Annotated in this window: 18 protein-coding genes and 1 pseudogene; 16 read left to right on the top strand and 3 right to left on the bottom strand. The window is 42.4% G+C overall.

Annotated elements, in window-relative coordinates; all coding sequences use genetic code 11:
* Positions 1-59 precede the first annotated feature (59 nt).
* From hflX to ACFODW_RS16980, 14 genes are all read left to right on the top strand, one after another.
* Positions 60-1,298 (top strand): GTPase HflX, encoded by a 1,239-nt coding sequence (hflX, locus tag ACFODW_RS17045; RefSeq protein ID WP_390308008.1) that lies wholly within the window; start codon positions 60-62, stop codon positions 1,296-1,298.
* A 6-nt stretch (positions 1,299-1,304) separates the two neighbouring features.
* Positions 1,305-2,543, top strand: coding sequence for a methionine gamma-lyase family protein (locus ACFODW_RS17040; protein ID WP_390308007.1), 1,239 nt, complete (start codon positions 1,305-1,307; stop codon positions 2,541-2,543).
* Positions 2,544-2,667: 124 nt separating this feature from the next.
* Complete coding sequence (locus tag ACFODW_RS17035; RefSeq protein WP_390308006.1) at positions 2,668-3,054, top strand: MerR family transcriptional regulator; 387 nt, start codon at positions 2,668-2,670, stop codon at positions 3,052-3,054.
* A 73-nt stretch (positions 3,055-3,127) separates the two neighbouring features.
* A complete protein-coding gene (glnA, locus tag ACFODW_RS17030; protein WP_390308005.1) occupies positions 3,128-4,465 on the top strand; it encodes a type I glutamate--ammonia ligase in 1,338 nt (445 codons plus the stop codon).
* A gap of 322 nt (positions 4,466-4,787) precedes the next feature.
* Entirely contained in the window at positions 4,788-5,303 is a 516-nt protein-coding gene (locus ACFODW_RS17025; protein WP_390308004.1) for a hypothetical protein, read from the top strand.
* A 14-nt stretch (positions 5,304-5,317) separates the two neighbouring features.
* The gene (locus ACFODW_RS17020; RefSeq protein ID WP_390308003.1) at positions 5,318-5,542 is read left to right on the top strand and encodes a hypothetical protein; all 225 of its coding nucleotides are present in this window, start codon (positions 5,318-5,320) and stop codon (positions 5,540-5,542) included.
* 673 nt (positions 5,543-6,215) lie between these two features.
* Complete coding sequence (locus ACFODW_RS17015) at positions 6,216-6,389, top strand: Spo0E family sporulation regulatory protein-aspartic acid phosphatase (protein WP_390308002.1); 174 nt, start codon at positions 6,216-6,218, stop codon at positions 6,387-6,389.
* A gap of 102 nt (positions 6,390-6,491) precedes the next feature.
* The gene (locus ACFODW_RS17010) at positions 6,492-7,187 is read left to right on the top strand and encodes a hypothetical protein (RefSeq protein WP_390308001.1); all 696 of its coding nucleotides are present in this window, start codon (positions 6,492-6,494) and stop codon (positions 7,185-7,187) included.
* Positions 7,171-7,596, top strand: coding sequence for a hypothetical protein (locus ACFODW_RS17005; protein WP_390308000.1), 426 nt, complete (start codon positions 7,171-7,173; stop codon positions 7,594-7,596). Before ACFODW_RS17010 ends, ACFODW_RS17005 begins: the two co-directional genes overlap by 17 nt.
* Positions 7,521-8,858: a TraM recognition domain-containing protein gene (locus ACFODW_RS17000; protein WP_390307999.1), complete on the top strand. Its 1,338-nt coding sequence runs from the start codon at positions 7,521-7,523 to the stop codon at positions 8,856-8,858. Before ACFODW_RS17005 ends, ACFODW_RS17000 begins: the two co-directional genes overlap by 76 nt.
* Positions 8,843-9,688 (top strand): S1 RNA-binding domain-containing protein, encoded by an 846-nt coding sequence (locus ACFODW_RS16995; protein ID WP_390307998.1) that lies wholly within the window; start codon positions 8,843-8,845, stop codon positions 9,686-9,688. The genes ACFODW_RS17000 and ACFODW_RS16995 overlap by 16 nt, the downstream gene beginning before the upstream one ends.
* A 12-nt stretch (positions 9,689-9,700) precedes the next feature.
* Positions 9,701-10,387 carry a hypothetical protein gene (locus tag ACFODW_RS16990; RefSeq protein WP_390307997.1) on the top strand — a complete coding sequence of 229 codons (687 nt, stop codon included), beginning with the start codon at positions 9,701-9,703 and terminating at the stop codon, positions 10,385-10,387.
* A gap of 78 nt (positions 10,388-10,465) precedes the next feature.
* On the top strand, positions 10,466-10,612 hold the full coding sequence (gene sda, locus ACFODW_RS16985; RefSeq protein ID WP_390307996.1) for a sporulation histidine kinase inhibitor Sda: 147 nt from the start codon (positions 10,466-10,468) through the stop codon (positions 10,610-10,612).
* 483 nt (positions 10,613-11,095) lie between these two features.
* Positions 11,096-11,176 carry a putative holin-like toxin gene (locus ACFODW_RS16980; RefSeq protein WP_390303775.1) on the top strand — a complete coding sequence of 27 codons (81 nt, stop codon included), beginning with the start codon at positions 11,096-11,098 and terminating at the stop codon, positions 11,174-11,176.
* A gap of 453 nt (positions 11,177-11,629) precedes the next feature.
* Here the strand turns inward: ACFODW_RS16980 and ACFODW_RS16975 are convergent, their stop codons facing one another.
* Complete coding sequence (locus ACFODW_RS16975; protein ID WP_390307995.1) at positions 11,630-12,865, bottom strand: IS110 family transposase; 1,236 nt, start codon at positions 12,863-12,865, stop codon at positions 11,630-11,632.
* Positions 12,866-13,197: 332 nt separating this feature from the next.
* Between ACFODW_RS16975 and ACFODW_RS16970 the strand changes: the two genes are divergently transcribed.
* Complete coding sequence (locus tag ACFODW_RS16970) at positions 13,198-13,611, top strand: hypothetical protein (RefSeq protein ID WP_390307994.1); 414 nt, start codon at positions 13,198-13,200, stop codon at positions 13,609-13,611.
* 78 nt (positions 13,612-13,689) lie between these two features.
* Positions 13,690-13,926, top strand: a complete 237-nt coding sequence (locus ACFODW_RS16965; RefSeq protein WP_390307993.1) for a hypothetical protein — start codon at positions 13,690-13,692, stop codon at positions 13,924-13,926.
* A 91-nt stretch (positions 13,927-14,017) separates the two neighbouring features.
* Here the strand turns inward: ACFODW_RS16965 and ACFODW_RS16960 are convergent.
* Both ACFODW_RS16960 and ACFODW_RS16955 read right to left on the bottom strand, forming a co-directional pair.
* Positions 14,018-14,858, bottom strand: a pseudogene (locus ACFODW_RS16960) (tyrosine-type recombinase/integrase).
* Between the two features lie 355 nt (positions 14,859-15,213).
* Entirely contained in the window at positions 15,214-16,215 is a 1,002-nt protein-coding gene (locus tag ACFODW_RS16955; protein WP_390307992.1) for a DUF3231 family protein, read from the bottom strand.
* Positions 16,216-16,288 lie beyond the last annotated feature (73 nt).

The raw sequence follows: 16,288 nt of genomic DNA, 5'->3' as shown, positions 1-16,288 counted from the left end.
AGGATCATTTGTGGGTATACTGTTCCTAACAGAAAATGCCTTGCAGAAAGGGGAAGTATATGCCGGAAGAGAAAATATTAATCATGGCAGTGAACAAAGATAAGCAGCACAGCGACCGCTTTCGTTCCTCACTGGAGGAATTGATGTCCCTCAGTAACACAGCTGGCGGGAGTGTGCATGCTGTAGTCACACAAAACCGTCAGCGAATTCATCCTGCTACCTATATGGGGGAAGGCATGATTGATGAAATTGCTAAACAAATCGAGGAATTGGACATTGATCTTGTCATATCCAATGATGAACTGTCTCCCGGCCAACTACGTAACTTAGGAGATAGGTTCGGGGTCCGGCTGATCGACAGAAGCCAGCTGATATTGGATATCTTCGCGCAGCGTGCACGCACCAAGGAAGGGAAGATGCAGGTTGAGCTTGCCCAGCTGGAGTATATGCTTCCACGGCTTCATGGCCAAGGAACAGCAATGTCTAGGCTCGGTGCCGGAATCGGAACTCGAGGCCCTGGGGAGACAAAACTGGAGACGGACCAGCGGCATATCCGGCGAAGAATCTATGACATTAAACGCAGATTGAAGATGGTCGTCCAACAGCGTGAGCAGTACCGCCAAAGAAGAAAGGCCAATGAAGCCCACCAGATTGCTATTGTGGGTTATACTAATGCGGGAAAATCTACTTTATTCAACAAACTGACGGACAGTGGTTCACTAGCAGAAGACCAGCTCTTTGCCACGCTAGATCCTCTTACCAGACAGATTCAGCTGCCATCAGGGCTTCACACACTTATCACAGATACCGTCGGGTTTCTGCAGGAACTTCCAACTTCACTTATTGCGGCTTTCCGATCCACACTGGAAGAAGTGACGGAAGCGGATTTTCTTCTACATGTTGTGGATGGTGCACATCCGGACCGGGAGCAGCAACAGGATACCGTTCTCAAATTGCTGGAAGATTTAGGTGCACACACTCTCCCGGTATTAACGGTCTATAATAAGAAGGATCTGTTTGAAGATGATTTCATTCCTATGCACCATCCTTATATAGCGATCAGTGCTTTTGACGAAAAAGACATCGAGATCCTTCTGAAAAAAATAGAAACCATGCTGACAGAGCATTGGGAGAAATACTCTGCCACCTTGCCGCCGGAAGAAGGGAGGATCATAAGTAAACTGGAGCGGGAAAGCATTGTAGAAGAGAAAAAGTTCTTGGAAGATACAGAGCATTATCAAATAAACGGTTTTATACGCAGCGGGCATCCGCTCAATAGCATAATAAAGGAGCACTAATGACAGATGATAGAAGAATGGAGGAAACAGGCAGAAACTGACTGCAGTTACAAGCATGCAGAAATCGATAGAATTGCGGAAGCCAATCAGAGACGGGTGCTTGACTCATTTCAGAACAATCGGATCAGTGACAGTCACTTTAACTCAACCACAGGCTATGGATATGATGATATTGGGCGAGAAGGCCTGGAGGCAGTATATGCAGAAGTGCTCGGCGGGGAAGATGCCTTAGTACGCCCTCAGCTGGTATCCGGGACCCATGCTATCTCTACAGTATTGTCAGGCCTTCTACGGCCGGGCGATGAGCTGGTTTACGTTACTGGCAAGCCGTATGATACTTTGGAAGAGGTTATTGGCAAGAGGGGAAATCCACCAGGTTCTTTGAAGGAATTCAATATTGATTATAAGGAAGTCCCTCTTATGGAAAGTGGGGGGATTGATTACGCCAAAGCAGCACAAGCGATAACCAAGCAGACAAAAGTCATTGGAATACAACGCTCTAAAGGGTATGATGATCGGCCCTCTTTTACAGTGGAACAAATTGGTGAGATGGTTAAGTTTTTCAAAGAGATAGATGAAAACTTGATTGTTTTTGTGGACAATTGTTATGGAGAGTTTGTAGAGGAAAGAGAACCTTTGCATGTTGGGGCTGATATTATAGCCGGTTCATTGATAAAAAATCCAGGAGGAGGCCTGGCACGTACTGGAGGTTATATTGCAGGCAAAAAAGTGCTTGTTGAACGTTGTGCAAACAGATTAACTGCACCCGGGCTCGGTAAAGAAACCGGACCTACGCTAGGTACCTTGCAGGAAATGTATCAAGGCTTCTTTTTGGCTCCCCATGTTGTAGCGGAAGCATTAAAGGGAGCAATATTCACTGCAAGGTTTTTGGAATTGGCCGGCTTTCAAACCAGCCCCAGTTATGACTCTATCCGCACTGATTTAATTCAGACAGTGAATTTTAACACAAAGGAACAGATGATAGCATTTTGTCAGGAAATCCAAAAAAATTCCCCAGTGAATTCTTATGTTACACCTTTTCCAAGTGAGATGCCCGGATATGAGGATGAAGTGATTATGGCCGCCGGGACGTTTATTCAAGGTTCAAGCATCGAGTTGTCTGCTGATGGACCAATCAGAGAGCCTTATACCGTATTCGTCCAAGGGGGACTCGTTTACGCCCATGTAAAAATTGCCATAACTAATGCAGTCCAAGCCTTAAAAAAGAAGGGTATTTTAGAGTAAAAAAGGGAAGTAAATAAGTATAGAATATAGTCGGCACTTCTTTATGTTATATATCCTTACATTTAATTGACAGTATAACTAACATAGCTTATAATAATATTTAGAAAGTTGAGGGGATACATATATGAATGATCAGGACCGTCGTTCAATGCCCTTATTTGGAATTGGAATAGTTATGAAGCTCACCGAACTGACTGCAAGGCAGATCAGGTACTACGAGGAGCATGGTCTGATTCACCCGGAGAGAACCAAAGGCAATCAGCGATTATTTTCCTTCAATGATGTGGACAAGCTTCTGGAGGTTAAAAATCTTCTGGATAAAGGATTGAATATTGCCGGTATTAAATTGCTGCTGACCGAAGAAAAGAAAGAGGCCGAACAGCCTGAGGAAAAAGAAATCAGCGATAAAGAGATGAGAAGAATCCTCAGGAATGAATTGAATGATGCTGGCAGATTCGGAAAAGCAAGCATGAGACAGGGTGAATTATCAAGATTTTTTGTCAAACGGTAATAAGTATAGGGGGATACAAAAGGAAGTCATGATTCCCTGATGATTACTTGAATATATAATAGGAGGAGAAAGAATGGGGAAGAAACTAACGAAAGACGAGATTCTAAAACAAATCAAAGAAGAGAATGTAAGATTTATCAGACTTCAGTTCACAGACATGCTTGGAACTATTAAAAATGTGGAAATTCCATTGAGCCAGCTTGATAAGGCATTGGATAACAAAATGATGTTTGACGGTTCTTCAATCGAAGGATTCGTGCGCATTGAAGAATCTGATATGTATCTTTATCCAGACCTGGATTCTTTTGTGGTATTTCCATGGACATCAGAAAAAGGGAAGGTTGCTCGATTCATCTGTGACATCTACAATCCGGATGGAACTCCGTTTGAAGGCTGCCCACGCTATAATCTCAAACGCAACCTGAAGAAAATGGAAGAACTTGGCTTCGACGCTTTCAATATTGGTACAGAACCTGAATTCTTCCTGTTCAAATTGGACGAAAAAGGAGAACCTTCCTTAGAACTGAATGACCATGGCGGTTACTTTGACTTGGCACCTACCGATCTTGGGGAAAACTGCCGGAGAGATATTGTGCTTGAACTGGAGGAAATGGGCTTTGAAATTGAAGCTTCCCATCACGAAGTGGCCCCAGGTCAGCATGAGATTGACTTCAAATATTCCGATGCAGTAAAGCATGCCGATGATATCCAAACATTTAAGCTGGTCGTAAAAACAATCGCCAGAAAACATAATCTTCATGCCACGTTTATGCCAAAGCCATTATTTGGCGTTAATGGTTCTGGTATGCACGTGAACATGTCCTTATTCAAGAACGGAGAAAATGTATTCTTGGATGAGAATGGTGACTTACAATTAAGCGATGTGGCCTACCAGTTTACAGCAGGTATCTTGAAGCATGCAACAAACTTTACTGCAGTAACCAATCCAACAGTGAACTCCTATAAACGATTGGTACCTGGCTTTGAGGCACCTTCTTATGTTGCATGGTCAGCATCCAACAGAAGTCCGCTTATCCGTGTGCCAAAATCCCGTGGGCTTAGTACCCGTATCGAGGTCCGCAGTGTAGACCCATCTGCCAACCCTTATATGGCAATGGCTGTGCTACTGGCTTCCGGGCTAGATGGAGTGGAAAATCAGTTGACTCCTCCACAATCTGTCGACCGTAATATCTATGTGATGTCGAAGGAAGAGCGCGAGGAAAATGGTGTAAAAGACCTTCCTGCGACATTGCTGGGTGCATTGGAGGAAATGCAGCAGGATAAGGTGATAGTGGATGCATTAGGCGAGCACCTATTCGAACACTTTGTTGAAGCTAAAGAAATCGAATGGGATATGTTCCGTACTACTGTACATCCTTGGGAAAGAGAGCAGTATCTGACCTCTTACTAAGCTTGATATGATGGGATTTAGGTGAAGGGGCGTTAAGGAAAAATAAAGTGGATGAGCGCTACCGCCCCTTGAACGCCCCTTAAAATTCCAAAAAAATATTATTTTAAAATACTGTCCAGATATTCTTCAAACTGGGCAGTATTTTGTTGTTCCATTTTCTTTGATATATGAGAGTAAATGTCAGCGGTTACTTGGTAACTGCCATGGCCTAAACGCTCTTGAATATGCAGGGGAGGGCGACGACCCCAGCCGGCATGGCTTTATCATCTATCCGTTCCTGCACAGCACATCGGCCAAAAACCTGTAGAAAATCATCCAGGAGATGGAACAGCATCGGTTCTTCGATACCTATGCCTTCTTCACGAAGGGGCAGGAAAGCTTCAGCCAGGTGGTGAACCGATTGATGGACAGCAGGGTCATCACGGAATGTAAGAGCTTGAAGGTGTTCCCGCAAACATTCGGGATCAATTATCTCCTCGCTTTCCAAGCAAGCGAAGAGCAGGTGGTAAGAGAATTGGCATACCGGAGAATACTCCACGTGCCCGCCAATGAAACAGGCAATACGATTAGAGGCCATCCAGAAGGACTCAGCCAGATTGTCCAGCATGAAGGTGAGGAAATGTACTTCGTCAATTTGCTGGATACCGACCTCGTAAAAATCAAACATATCCTACAATATCGGAAAGACAGATACGAGCTGAACGGTCGCAAGGTGCTGGTGCTCACACACCCGGGACTCCGCCCGGAACATGAAAGACTGCTCCAGCATGTCCACCATGTGCATTTCCTGGAAGTAGGAGGAGAGATATTGGATACGGCATTAAGGAATCAAAAATGATAGGAGGAAAAATCATGATAGCTGAGAATCAGCATTCTTATCCCACGTATGAAATACTTACAGATTTGAAAAGCTTCACCAGGCATACCCATACGGAACGGTCGCTGAATAAGGAACTGCAGACCTTCCAGCCGGAGATTCAAATACGGATATTGCAGGCGATGAGAGTGTTACTCGCCGACGAGATGGCTTATGTGATTTCCATCGATAATATGAAGCGGTACAGGGCTCCTTACTAAGGGAAACAGGTGTATGAATGGATGTTTATGCAGGGAAGAGCCGGACAAAAGAAACATATACCCACACTTTGCCATTTAGATACGAATACGCTATCATAATATAAATGAAGGGAGAGAAGCAAAAATTGATCTATTTATATGTCACGGCTGCTTCCCTGTTAACTTCTATAATATTAAAGACTATTCAAGTCAAACGTGGAATGAAATCAGACTATAACTTATGGATATTTGGTACGTTGTTAATCATTGGTCTTATTCTGGGAAGCATTGGTCTCGGATTTGAATTTAAGTACAATGTATATTTCATGGCATACGGAAATCTCCTATCTTTTGGTTCCCTATGTAGTGTGATAACTTCGTATCTTTGGGAAAAGGGAAGACAAAGGGTTGATAGAATGAGGAATAAGCGAGGAGAGATGTAGCGTTCTAATGCAGTACCGTTCTTGATGACGGTGCTATTTTTATGCCTGATGATAGACTAAATACCTAATGCTTAGGTGTACATGATAATCATCGACACAGATATTGTCATACCAGTTATCTAAGTTCGTGGCAATATGACTTCTTTTGTCGAAACTATTGCCCCGGTGTTGGAAAGTTGTCATAATCTTTTTCGTTGGGTCTTCATACGAAAGACCTACATCAAGAATTTATTGAAGAGGGGAAACGAATCATGGAGCAAGTGATCGAACCAGTGGAAATGGACCTGCCTGCACTTATTAAGAGAAAGAAGCAAGAAATGATTCAACTTGGCTTGGCGCTTGGATTGGCAAACCCTAAGACGGTAGAATGCAGCCAACAATTGGACAACCTCCTAAACCAATTCTATTTTAGAGAACTTTACTAGAAACTAACACATCATACGAAAAAAATAAGATATCCTTGAAGATGGGCACCGTGTGAGCGGTGCTTATTTTTATGCTCAATTTTTCCAATGAGGTGATACAAATTGCTAATGACCATAACCCTGATCGGCTTCACCCTGGCCGTCACGGGATGCTTCCTCCTATTCCAGGGGGCGATCATCCCAAGTCCGTTGTTCCCCTTGGGGGTAGCCGGAACCCTGTTAGCATTTTATTTCATGAATAAATGGCGCGGAAAAATAACCATTTCGCCTGTGGTGAAACGCCTAGTTGGTCTCACCATCACTCTGTTTGTCGTCATGTCTCTCGCTGCCATGGCCTTTCAGGTCTGGCATTGGGAACAGATGGTGACGAGGGAATTCATGATGAAGAGGACCCTGCTTCTGTTTGGAACGCTTGGCATCTACTTGAACGTCCTCTTCATGCGTGCGGAATCCGCCTATCGGAAGAAGAGGGGCAACCAACGGATAACCGAACAGCCACAGGAGGGACACACGGAATACAAAAGAGACTTGAAACAGTCGAAAAGCAAAAACAGCGAGGAAATCGTGACCGTACTGGGAAACTCCCTAGAACATAGCGACACACCCATCGTGTGGAAGGGGAAAGACATGTTCACCCACATGCTGGTAGTCGGGGCGACCCGGTCAGGGAAAACGGCATCCGTTCTGGAGCCGATGATCTACCAACTTCTCCTGCAGAAGAAGCAGGAGAAGAAACTCGGCTTATCGGTGGTGGAGCCCAAAGGGGGAGTTTGCCGAGAAAGTGAAGGAATTCTGTGATGAAATGGACATTCCCTATATTTACATCGACCCCACCAGCCCGGATACCCATAAATTCAACCCGATGGAAGGTAACGTGGAAGATGTCGTGGAAGGCACCGTCATTGTATTGCGCGGATTATTCGGGAAACAGGACGCATTCTTTGCCAATGTGCAGGAGCTGGCAGCCCGGAATGTGACCAGGCTGTTGAAAGAACTGAAGGGCGATGGGGTCGACCTGATGGAAGTGTTGGAGACGTTGAGAGACCTCAAACTTCTGGGACCAATGAACTCCGGATGCGTGAGGGGGAAACGGATCTTGTTCACTCCATTGAGAACGAGTTGCTCGGAAGCATGGCGGAGAAATACAAACAGTTTGTCATCGGCCTGCGCGCCCAGCTGGAGAACATCACGAGCAACGAACTACTGAAAAATATCATGTGCGGCAAAAGCGACCTGGGAGTGGATGAACACTTTGCCAACGACGGGGTGCTTATCGTGAATACGGCCCTTGGCACCCTCAAAAAAGCCGGAGATGCATTTGGCCAATTCCTGATCATGCATCTGCAGAACGGTACTTTCCGCCGGCCGGGAACCGAAGACACCCGCACGCCGCATTTCATGTTCATCGATGAGTACAAACGCTACATCAACCCACAGGTGGAGATATTCCTGTCGCTCGCCGCCAGCTACAAAGTATCCGGCATTCTGGCTTCACAGTCCTTGGGGCAGCTGGAGGTGGAAGCGGGGGATATTAGCCCGCGTGCCATGAAGCAGGCCATCATGACCAACTGCCGGAACAAGTTATGCTTCAACGGCATCGGCTTCCGGGATGCCCAGGAATTTGCGGATGAGTTCGGGAAGGACAAGATCGTCATGCGGCAATCGACGTACAAGCATCTAATCTTTCTGCCGAACCTCTTCCCGGATTCCTACCGGGATACAGAGTCGGAGGAATACCGTTTCGACCCAACAGACATCATGGACAATCTGCCGAAGTACAGCTTCATTCACAAAATCATGTATGAAGCAGCCATGCAGAAACCTTCCCTTGCGCGAGGGAACTTGGTGCCAGCCGATTGGAAGGAAAAGAAGGAATGGGAAGACAACCGCCTGAGGGTCAGGCTGCATAACGGGTTGAAAAAAGCCGGGGCTGGGACAATAGCTCAATTAAAACGGATTTCAAACGCAGGCAGAAGCATGCAGCAACATACGGTACAACCCGCAAATCACGTATCCATGAAGCGAACCGTTGGAAACTGGGATGTCAGACAGACGGAAGAAACAAAACATGTTTCAAATAGAATAGAAGAAGAATCGCCGTCCACACCTGTTCAGCAAGAACCCCCTACGGTTGCTGTTCAAGAAGAAACACAGGATGCCCCGATTAATGATATTAACTTGGAGCAAGAACCATCCAGCCCAGTGGTTTCACCTTTAGATTATCCGCCGGAACAAGAAAAGAGGGAGGAACCAGTTCAAAGCAGTCTGGATGGGGAGCAAGGTACCAGCCAAAAACAAGAAATTGAACAAAAAAACAAACCAGTAACGGTGAAACCCAAAGCATCCAGCGACGGCTTTTTTGGGATTAGAAAGTCCTTCTCCATAGAGAGGGGCTTTTTATATAAAAGTATCTTAAAGAAATTCAAAACCAATTTGAAAAGGAGAGATTTGCAATGGCAGAAGAACTGAACGAAAAGGTGATGATTGAAGGGTTTGACCCAGCCAAAATGGTGGACCAGGAACAGGATCATACGATGGAAAACTGGATGAAAATCTATGGGGCATATCAGAACAACAAAATCCTTTATGCTCCAATCTCCGGTATCGAAAAAGTTGGACCGGACGGGGAAGAAAAGAAGGCTTGCGCGGTCGTCCGTGTCGGCTCGATTCGGGGATTGATTCCGCTGGAATTCACCGGGGCACAGAACCTCCGGCAGCTGCGTTCCATGACGGGGCAAGATATCGCCTTCATGGTGCTCAATTACGACCAGGAGAATGAGCTCTTTACCGGTTCCCGGACAAAGGCGCTGGAAAAGATGGCTGACATCACCCTTCGGAAAATCGAGGAAGGAGATGTCATCCCGGCAGTCGTCCGCCATGTAGGCGATGACTATATGCTCGGGGATATCGGCGGTATTCAGGTGTTTCTCCCGATAGCGGAAATCCGCTACGGATGGATCGATGATTTGCACGAGGAATTCAAGGAAGGGGATGCCCTGAAGGTGAAAGTCCTATCCATCGACGAGGACAAGAAGGAAGTAGAGGTCAGCGCGAAGGCCCTGCAGCAGAATCCATGGCCGGATTGCGTGAAGCGGTACCAGAAGAACGGGGAATACGTCGGAAAGGTATCAGGAGTCCGGGAATATGGCGTATTCGTCTGCTTAGAGCCGGGCGTCGATTCCCTGTCCAGCCACTTGAAATTCCAAAACGTCCAGAAAGACGACCGGGTGCTGGTACGGGTGGATAACATCAATACGGAAAAGGAACAGATCCGCACGCGCATCACCCGGGTATTGTAAGGAGGCATTCAAATGACAAGCCCATTCTCCATCGAACAGCCATGGGAACTGCACTGGAAGCGCCTTCCGTCCAATTTGAAAAAAATAAACTATGTCAATGATGAGTCACCCAAGGAATGTGCCGCATTGGAGGCGATGGCGAAGATAGGAATAGTCGGGGGAAGACAGCTCTCCCGGTTGTTCCGCTTACCGAAGAAGCGGTTGAAACGGATGGTAAGAGAACAGAAAATCGTGCGCCATGAACTCCATGTAAACAAGCAAGTCATGCCTGTTTATACCCTCGGACAGGTAGGAGCAGTGATTGCCGGTGTCCCTTATGAACCGAACTACTGGGTGGAATACCAAACGAAAGATGTTTTGAAACGGTTGATGTTTTTTGAACTGTATCCCTATTTTCCCAATTCGACAATCCTCCCAGCCCCCGAACCCTTTACGGGAGCCATCGAGTTTCAAGGAAAGCTGTTCCATATCTATGTATCCCGGGGCGATATCAAGGAATTGATCATGCACCTGAAATGGAAAGGTATTGGTCATGAGCGACTGATTATCGTTGCGGAATCCTTGAAACATCTCCAGTCCTTGAAGATGTATGCAAGAGAATTGAAGTTGCGTATAACCACGGATGAAGACCTACATGCAGGCGAGGGGAAGTTGTTTTACCTGTTAAATCAATATGGAGAATTCGTCAAAGAAGGTTAGTTTTTCAAGGTCATATCTGGTAAAAGAAAAATGGATAATACTTTGAGTTAGCTATTGGAACTGGGAAGGGGGAAGACGTTGAAACATCTATCGGATGAACTTTTGGTCCATGCCTATAAAAAGGCTCTGGCTATGGAGTTGGATAGAGACTTCATTCTTCTGCTGGAAGAGGAGCTGGAGAGAAGAGAATTGTGGCATTGGGTGAGGCATTCACCCGAAAATTAGTGTCTTACTTTACGGCACAAAAGTATAATTAACACACCATAAGTTACAGACTTTAAAGAGATTATGACGTTTTAGTTAATTCCCACATTTCTAAGGGGAAATATGGGAGGATGAAACTACAGCGAGTTTTTAGCTGAACTATGAAGGGAGTTGAATAGATGTTTATTCTTATACGGAGAATAAATGATTCAACGGAGGTTCTAACTAAATCCAACAGCCAAATACCTAAAATGTTTCCGGACTTTAAGTCAGCAAAGATATTCGCACAAAAGCTAAACAATAGCATGGAAATGGACAAACAATGGAAAGTGAAATCAGTGATGAATGAAAGGGATCGTCTAAATAAGAGGGCGTAAGTAAAAAGGCAGAGATGGTATGTTCTATTATTGAACGGTAATCTTTGCTATAATTATCTTGTACAGCAAGGCTTTCATGGGTGGTGGCTCACTCCCTGACTTCCATGACGGAAGGGGGTGATGCCTGATGACGGTATTTGAATCGTTGGTTCTGATGATTTCCTTTGGAACGTTGATGGTTGCGATTCAGTCCAGTCAAAAAAAATAACCACCCATAAAAGCTGGCAAGCGTTTGGGTAGTTATTTTCCCACTCAGTGAGCCGCCCCCTTGAAGGGCTGTTGTACAAGACCACTAGTGTGACCGCACTAGCGGTCTCTTTTTATTTTATGCACTGATTATATTTTTATTATACCCGATATTGGTGGGAATGAAAACCGTATGGAAGCTTTGTATGTGTTTCATCAAGCATGCAGATGGCTACATAGGTATTTTTTGAGTGGACTGAATTTCTGGAATTTTTTCCCAAATGGAATGGATTTTCATGGTAAAATAAATGGTGAATTGTGAAAAGATCTACTTAAACTAAACCAGCTAATAGTTTGTCAACATTTTTCAATAAAAAACTTAAAACATCCATGATATACTAAAAAAGATCATGACAAATAACCTTCCGCTAGGTTCTCATTGGAAGGTTTTGTATTATTTAGATAGATATAGTCGTTAAGCTATATCTTGGAAAGTTGTTCTGTTCTTTAGTAAGGCAAAAATCCAATGTAAGAGCTTATTTACACAGGCGATGACAGCGACCTTAAAGGGCTTTCCTTCTTCACGTTTCTTATCATAGAACTCCCTCATTCTTTTGTTTCTGGGGAGTATTTCATCTGTGGTTTTCTTCTTACGACAATCACGAATGGCACAACGAACTGCCATATATAAGGCATGGCGAAGTCTACTTGATCCTCTTTTAGTAATCCGGTTTTGGGTAGCTCTAAATTTACCAGATTCAAATACACTAGGATCTACACCAGCGAAAGCTACAAGCTTTTTAGGATGGTTAAATCGATCTATCTCACCGATTTCAGAAACAATCGTGGCAGCGATTTTTTCTCCATTACCGGGGATGGATTTGATAATATTATATTCTTCAATTTCCTTAGCGAGAGCGTCTATCTCTGACTCTAACCTTGATAGATGCTCTTTGTATTGAAGAATAATGTTGATGTACATACCTAAGCTTAATATATGACTCTGGTAGACAGTCTTTTCAAAAGGATTACGAACTGCCGCATCTTTTAGTTTTAGGGCTTTTTCATTTGCCCACCTGACTGAGCGACTTTTACATAATTCTTTAATCTTATTCGAGATTGTTTTATCACTAGCCTTTAATATGTCTTCAGATGACGAAAACTCTTGTAATGTTAAGAGTGATACCACCGAATACAAATCACCAAAAACTCCTCGATATTCAGGAAATACCTGATCAAGTACAGCCTGAAATTGAAGTTTAGTCTGAATCATAACGCCTGTAATATTTTCGTGTTGTCTCGTAAGATTACGAAGGTTTAATAACTGAATCTCTCGCTTTTTATATGGCTCTAACTCCTCTTTATAATACAAATCGCAGAGAAGATAAGCATCGACTGCATCGGTCTTTACTTTTCTTAGACTAGAACTCTTTGCCTTATACGAAATTAAAGGATTGATAATAATTAATAAATATCCACGTTCATCTAAATATTGGACAACTGGTGTCTGATAATGCCCAGTTGCTTCTAGAATTACAGGTGGCTTCTGACCTGTTTCTTTCTGTACTTGATCCAAGAACTCTACAAGTAAACAAAGCCCCTCAAGAGTATGAGATACTTTAAAACTCTTACGAAAAGGTTTGCCTTTATCTACAAAAGCTTGAACCTGACTTTCCCCCTTTGAAATATCCAGACCAACGACTGGATTCATTCTCGACCATCTCCTTATCTTTTATTTGCCGGTACCCCTAATACTTCTTGTAGTTTCATAGCTTCGCTTGTTATACGAGATCACAGTCCCAACCAGCCTCAATCATGTTTCTACAAGTAGGGGGCGAACGGTTTACTTGACGGGATCCAGGTCCCACGGGCAGTTACGTTCTACCCCGGCTACAGTGTTATAATAAGACCATACAAAAAAAGGTCAACCAGAAATATTTAGCATTCTGGCTAACCTTATAATACGAACGGGGCAGGATAGTTTTAAAAAAATGGAACTTTTATTGAGAATAACAACGTCTAATTTTATGGAGGTGTATGTATATGAAAAAAATAATGAGCATTATTTTTCTTTTTGCAATTATGTTGTTAGCTGCTTGCTCTGGACAAGAAGAAGGGGTTTTAACAAGAGTAGATGTTCAAAAGGTTGATAAAGAAGGGAATTACGAAGAAGTTGTAATGATAACAGATAAAAAATCAATTGAGTTGTTAAAGAAAGCCTTCGAAGATATTAAATGGTCCCCCAATACAAAGGTTAACATGGCTAGAAAAGCAGATGTAAAAGCAACTTTATTTTTCGAATTTGATGAAAATATGCCTGAAAGATTGGTTGAATACGAAATTTGGTTTAATGAAAGTGCAGGTACAGCAGAAATTGTCAGCAATAATGATGATGAAGGCTATGGAGAATTAAATACAGATAATACAAAAATTCTTAGAAAAAATCTATTAAAGTGATTGGTGCGTTTCTTCAATGTTGAGGGATACTTTTCCTAATGAAGAAATCTAAAAGGTAAAGGTTCGAGGGGGGATATAATGAATATAAAAGTGTTTTTAATTTCTTTTGTTTCTGTTTATGTGCTGATAAGCCTACCTGCAATATTAGGGGTAGGATATGTGATTGATTGGGTTCCAGAAGCAACGTTATTTCAAAAGTTTAAAGGATATGTAATTGATGGGGTTACTGATAACTTTCTTATAAAAATAATAATATCGTGTATTGTAGGAATTGTCGTTAGTGTGGCTATTTCAATGAGACAACAATCAAAATGAAAACCAAAATTTGTGAAGTAATACACTTAAAGTAAAGGGTGCAATAATGAAAGGGAGCAACGTGGAGCTTTAGACGTTGCTCTCCTTCATTCTAAAAATATTTTCTGTAAAACTCTTGGCGGAGTCTTCCACTTAATTGGGCATAGATTCGAGTTGTTTCACTTTTTTCGTGACCTAAAAGGCTTTGTATAACTTCAAGTGGAGCACCATTATTTAATAGATGTGTAGCATAGCTATGTCTATAACTGGTGAGGATGTATAGATTTATTAATCCCAGCACTGTTGGAGATACGTTTAATAATGTATCTCATTTGAGCAATACTCATTCTATGCGGAGAACGTTCTGTAACAAATATAGCTGGATCATTGTCGTTCCTGCTGTTTAAGTATTTCTTCAGCCATATATCACAACGAATATTAAAATATACCTCTCTTTCTTTATCTCCCTTTCCTCGAACAATTGCCGATTGGCTTCCCCAATTTATACTATTACGGTCAAGTTTTAAAATTTCTCCTATACGACACCCGGTTGAAAACATAAATTCAAACAAGGCTTTCTCCATTGGAGTAGAACAGGCATCTCGTAAATATTCAATCTCTCTTTCTGTTAAGAATTTTGGAATACGTTTCCCCACTTTTGATTCTTTAATTTTACTAGCAGGATTATTATCAATAACCCCTTCTTCGTGTGACCAACGAAATAAGGATCGTAAAAACCTAATTCGGTGGGATAAACTTGATGGTTTCAGGTCTTTTCCTGATTCGGAAAGATATTGCTTTAGTTGTTGGGTGGTGAGGTCCTTCATATTTGTATTACCGAAATAGTTAACTAATAATTTTGCTTGCAGCCTGTATGCATTTAAAGTATGTGGAGAAAATCCTTCAATTCTTTTATCAGCCTCAAAAGATTTTACTGCTTCCAACAATAACAGAATAATCACTCCCTATTTAGTATTTTAAATAAGGATGTCCGAATAACAGAAAATAATAATAATAATTCCTTTAAGGATTTTTAATAATCTTAGGAAATTGATGTTACAATTGAAGAAAATTTAGCAACGGGGCAGTTTAGTTTAGGAATTGACTTTAGCTCTTATTAAACATTCGGGACATATTGCCTAAAGGTCACATAACATATTAAAAAACACAAGAATCGTATTAGGTTCTTGTGTTTTTTTCTTCTTTTAATATTAAGCTATGGATGTTTCTGCTTTGGTTTTGCAGGACAAAGTTTAGCTTTGGCTAACCTAATTTCTTTTCTTCTGTTGGAAGTATGTTTAGAAGTTATTATATAAGTTTTTCTCGCTCTTCCATTGGAGGTTGTTCTTCCATCCAACCGTTTCTAATCATAATTTTCGCCCCCTCATGGGCATATTCGAAGATATCTTTCATGAAAACAGTAGTTTTGGCCGCTAAATCATTCCGCAAACTAAAGGCAGTGCCTATAGAGTTTCCTCCCATTGCAAAGCTGGAAAAGAGACTGGTACAATACATCATCAATTTATCAGAGAAGGGGGCCACTGTTGAACGTGTAGGATTCCCACCCGATACAACAGGTGTCTGAATACCGTCTTCGAGAAAGACTTCGTTGAGTTCCTTAGTGATGCTTTTGGCAATCTCTCCTCCTTTGGTGAAATATTTCTTTACTTCCGGTGTATGGGCACATTGAGCAAAACCAGTAATCATTTGGAGTCCGGTTATATTTGTTTCAATCGCATGAAACATATAAGCAACTTCTACTGTATTCATTGTTCGCTTTCTAGTTAGTGGATTAAGTCCTCCTCTTAAATAAGAGGTGTCAGTAATAAACTCCGCCTTCTTGGGCATTGAAACATAAGGAGGCCGGGCATGCATCCCTTTTTCAATTAGATATTGTGTACAAGCATTGTAATATTTTTGGGTAATAGCAGTGAGATCTTTAAAGATCATGATAATATCTTCCCGAGATGCCATGGTTATATTTAGTGTATGCAACCCCATACTAATTTCCTTTATCAAGCGTACGAACATGATGTCGAAACCATTGTCGTATAGTTTAGGTACCCCTTTGTTGACGTCCTCGGAAGTAAATCCAACTGGTATTGCAGCTCCTTCATTTTGAAAAATTACTGCTATTTTTTCTACATATGGGTCAATTTCTTCGTATAAGTCACCCATTATGTTTTTTGCTTGTTCGTCATCAGCATTCTCTATGAAATATTCCAACATCCGCAGAATCATCGTTTTTTGTTGGTACGTAAGCCATAACGTACCAAGTTCTGATGAAGTAAGTCCGGGTTTTTCAGGCATGTAATATTCCTCCTAGTTTGTATCCAATGTTATGTAGTCTTTAGTATTCCTTAACCTTTGGGATTTATTAATG

It is taken from the genome of Virgibacillus sediminis (assembly GCF_042643265.1).
GTDB classification, from domain to species: domain Bacteria; phylum Bacillota; class Bacilli; order Bacillales; family Amphibacillaceae; genus Virgibacillus_O; species Virgibacillus_O sediminis.
This window is presented reverse-complemented; position numbering and strand designations above follow the sequence as displayed.

Bases quoted from the DNA above. Each gene is read 5' to 3' on its own strand.
- ACFODW_RS16990 (WP_390307997.1), top strand. From the start codon at position 9,701: ATGACAAGCCCATTCTCCATCGAACAGCCATGGGAACTGCACTGGAAG.
- ACFODW_RS16995 (WP_390307998.1), top strand. From the start codon at position 8,843: ATGGCAGAAGAACTGAACGAAAAGGTGATGATTGAAGGGTTTGACCCA.
- glnA (WP_390308005.1), top strand. From the start codon at position 3,128: ATGGGGAAGAAACTAACGAAAGACGAGATTCTAAAACAAATCAAAGAA.
- ACFODW_RS17020 (WP_390308003.1), top strand. From the start codon at position 5,318: ATGATAGCTGAGAATCAGCATTCTTATCCCACGTATGAAATACTTACA.
- hflX (WP_390308008.1), top strand. From the start codon at position 60: ATGCCGGAAGAGAAAATATTAATCATGGCAGTGAACAAAGATAAGCAG.
- ACFODW_RS16980 (WP_390303775.1), top strand. From the start codon at position 11,096: ATGACGGTATTTGAATCGTTGGTTCTGATGATTTCCTTTGGAACGTTG.
- ACFODW_RS16965 (WP_390307993.1), top strand. From the start codon at position 13,690: ATGAATATAAAAGTGTTTTTAATTTCTTTTGTTTCTGTTTATGTGCTG.
- ACFODW_RS16975 (WP_390307995.1), bottom strand. From the start codon at position 12,865: ATGAATCCAGTCGTTGGTCTGGATATTTCAAAGGGGGAAAGTCAGGTT.
- ACFODW_RS16955 (WP_390307992.1), bottom strand. From the start codon at position 16,215: ATGCCTGAAAAACCCGGACTTACTTCATCAGAACTTGGTACGTTATGG.
- ACFODW_RS17025 (WP_390308004.1), top strand. From the start codon at position 4,788: ATGGAACAGCATCGGTTCTTCGATACCTATGCCTTCTTCACGAAGGGG.
- ACFODW_RS17040 (WP_390308007.1), top strand. From the start codon at position 1,305: ATGATAGAAGAATGGAGGAAACAGGCAGAAACTGACTGCAGTTACAAG.
- ACFODW_RS17000 (WP_390307999.1), top strand. From the start codon at position 7,521: ATGGCGGAGAAATACAAACAGTTTGTCATCGGCCTGCGCGCCCAGCTG.
- ACFODW_RS17015 (WP_390308002.1), top strand. From the start codon at position 6,216: ATGGAGCAAGTGATCGAACCAGTGGAAATGGACCTGCCTGCACTTATT.
- ACFODW_RS17035 (WP_390308006.1), top strand. From the start codon at position 2,668: ATGAATGATCAGGACCGTCGTTCAATGCCCTTATTTGGAATTGGAATA.
- ACFODW_RS16970 (WP_390307994.1), top strand. From the start codon at position 13,198: ATGAAAAAAATAATGAGCATTATTTTTCTTTTTGCAATTATGTTGTTA.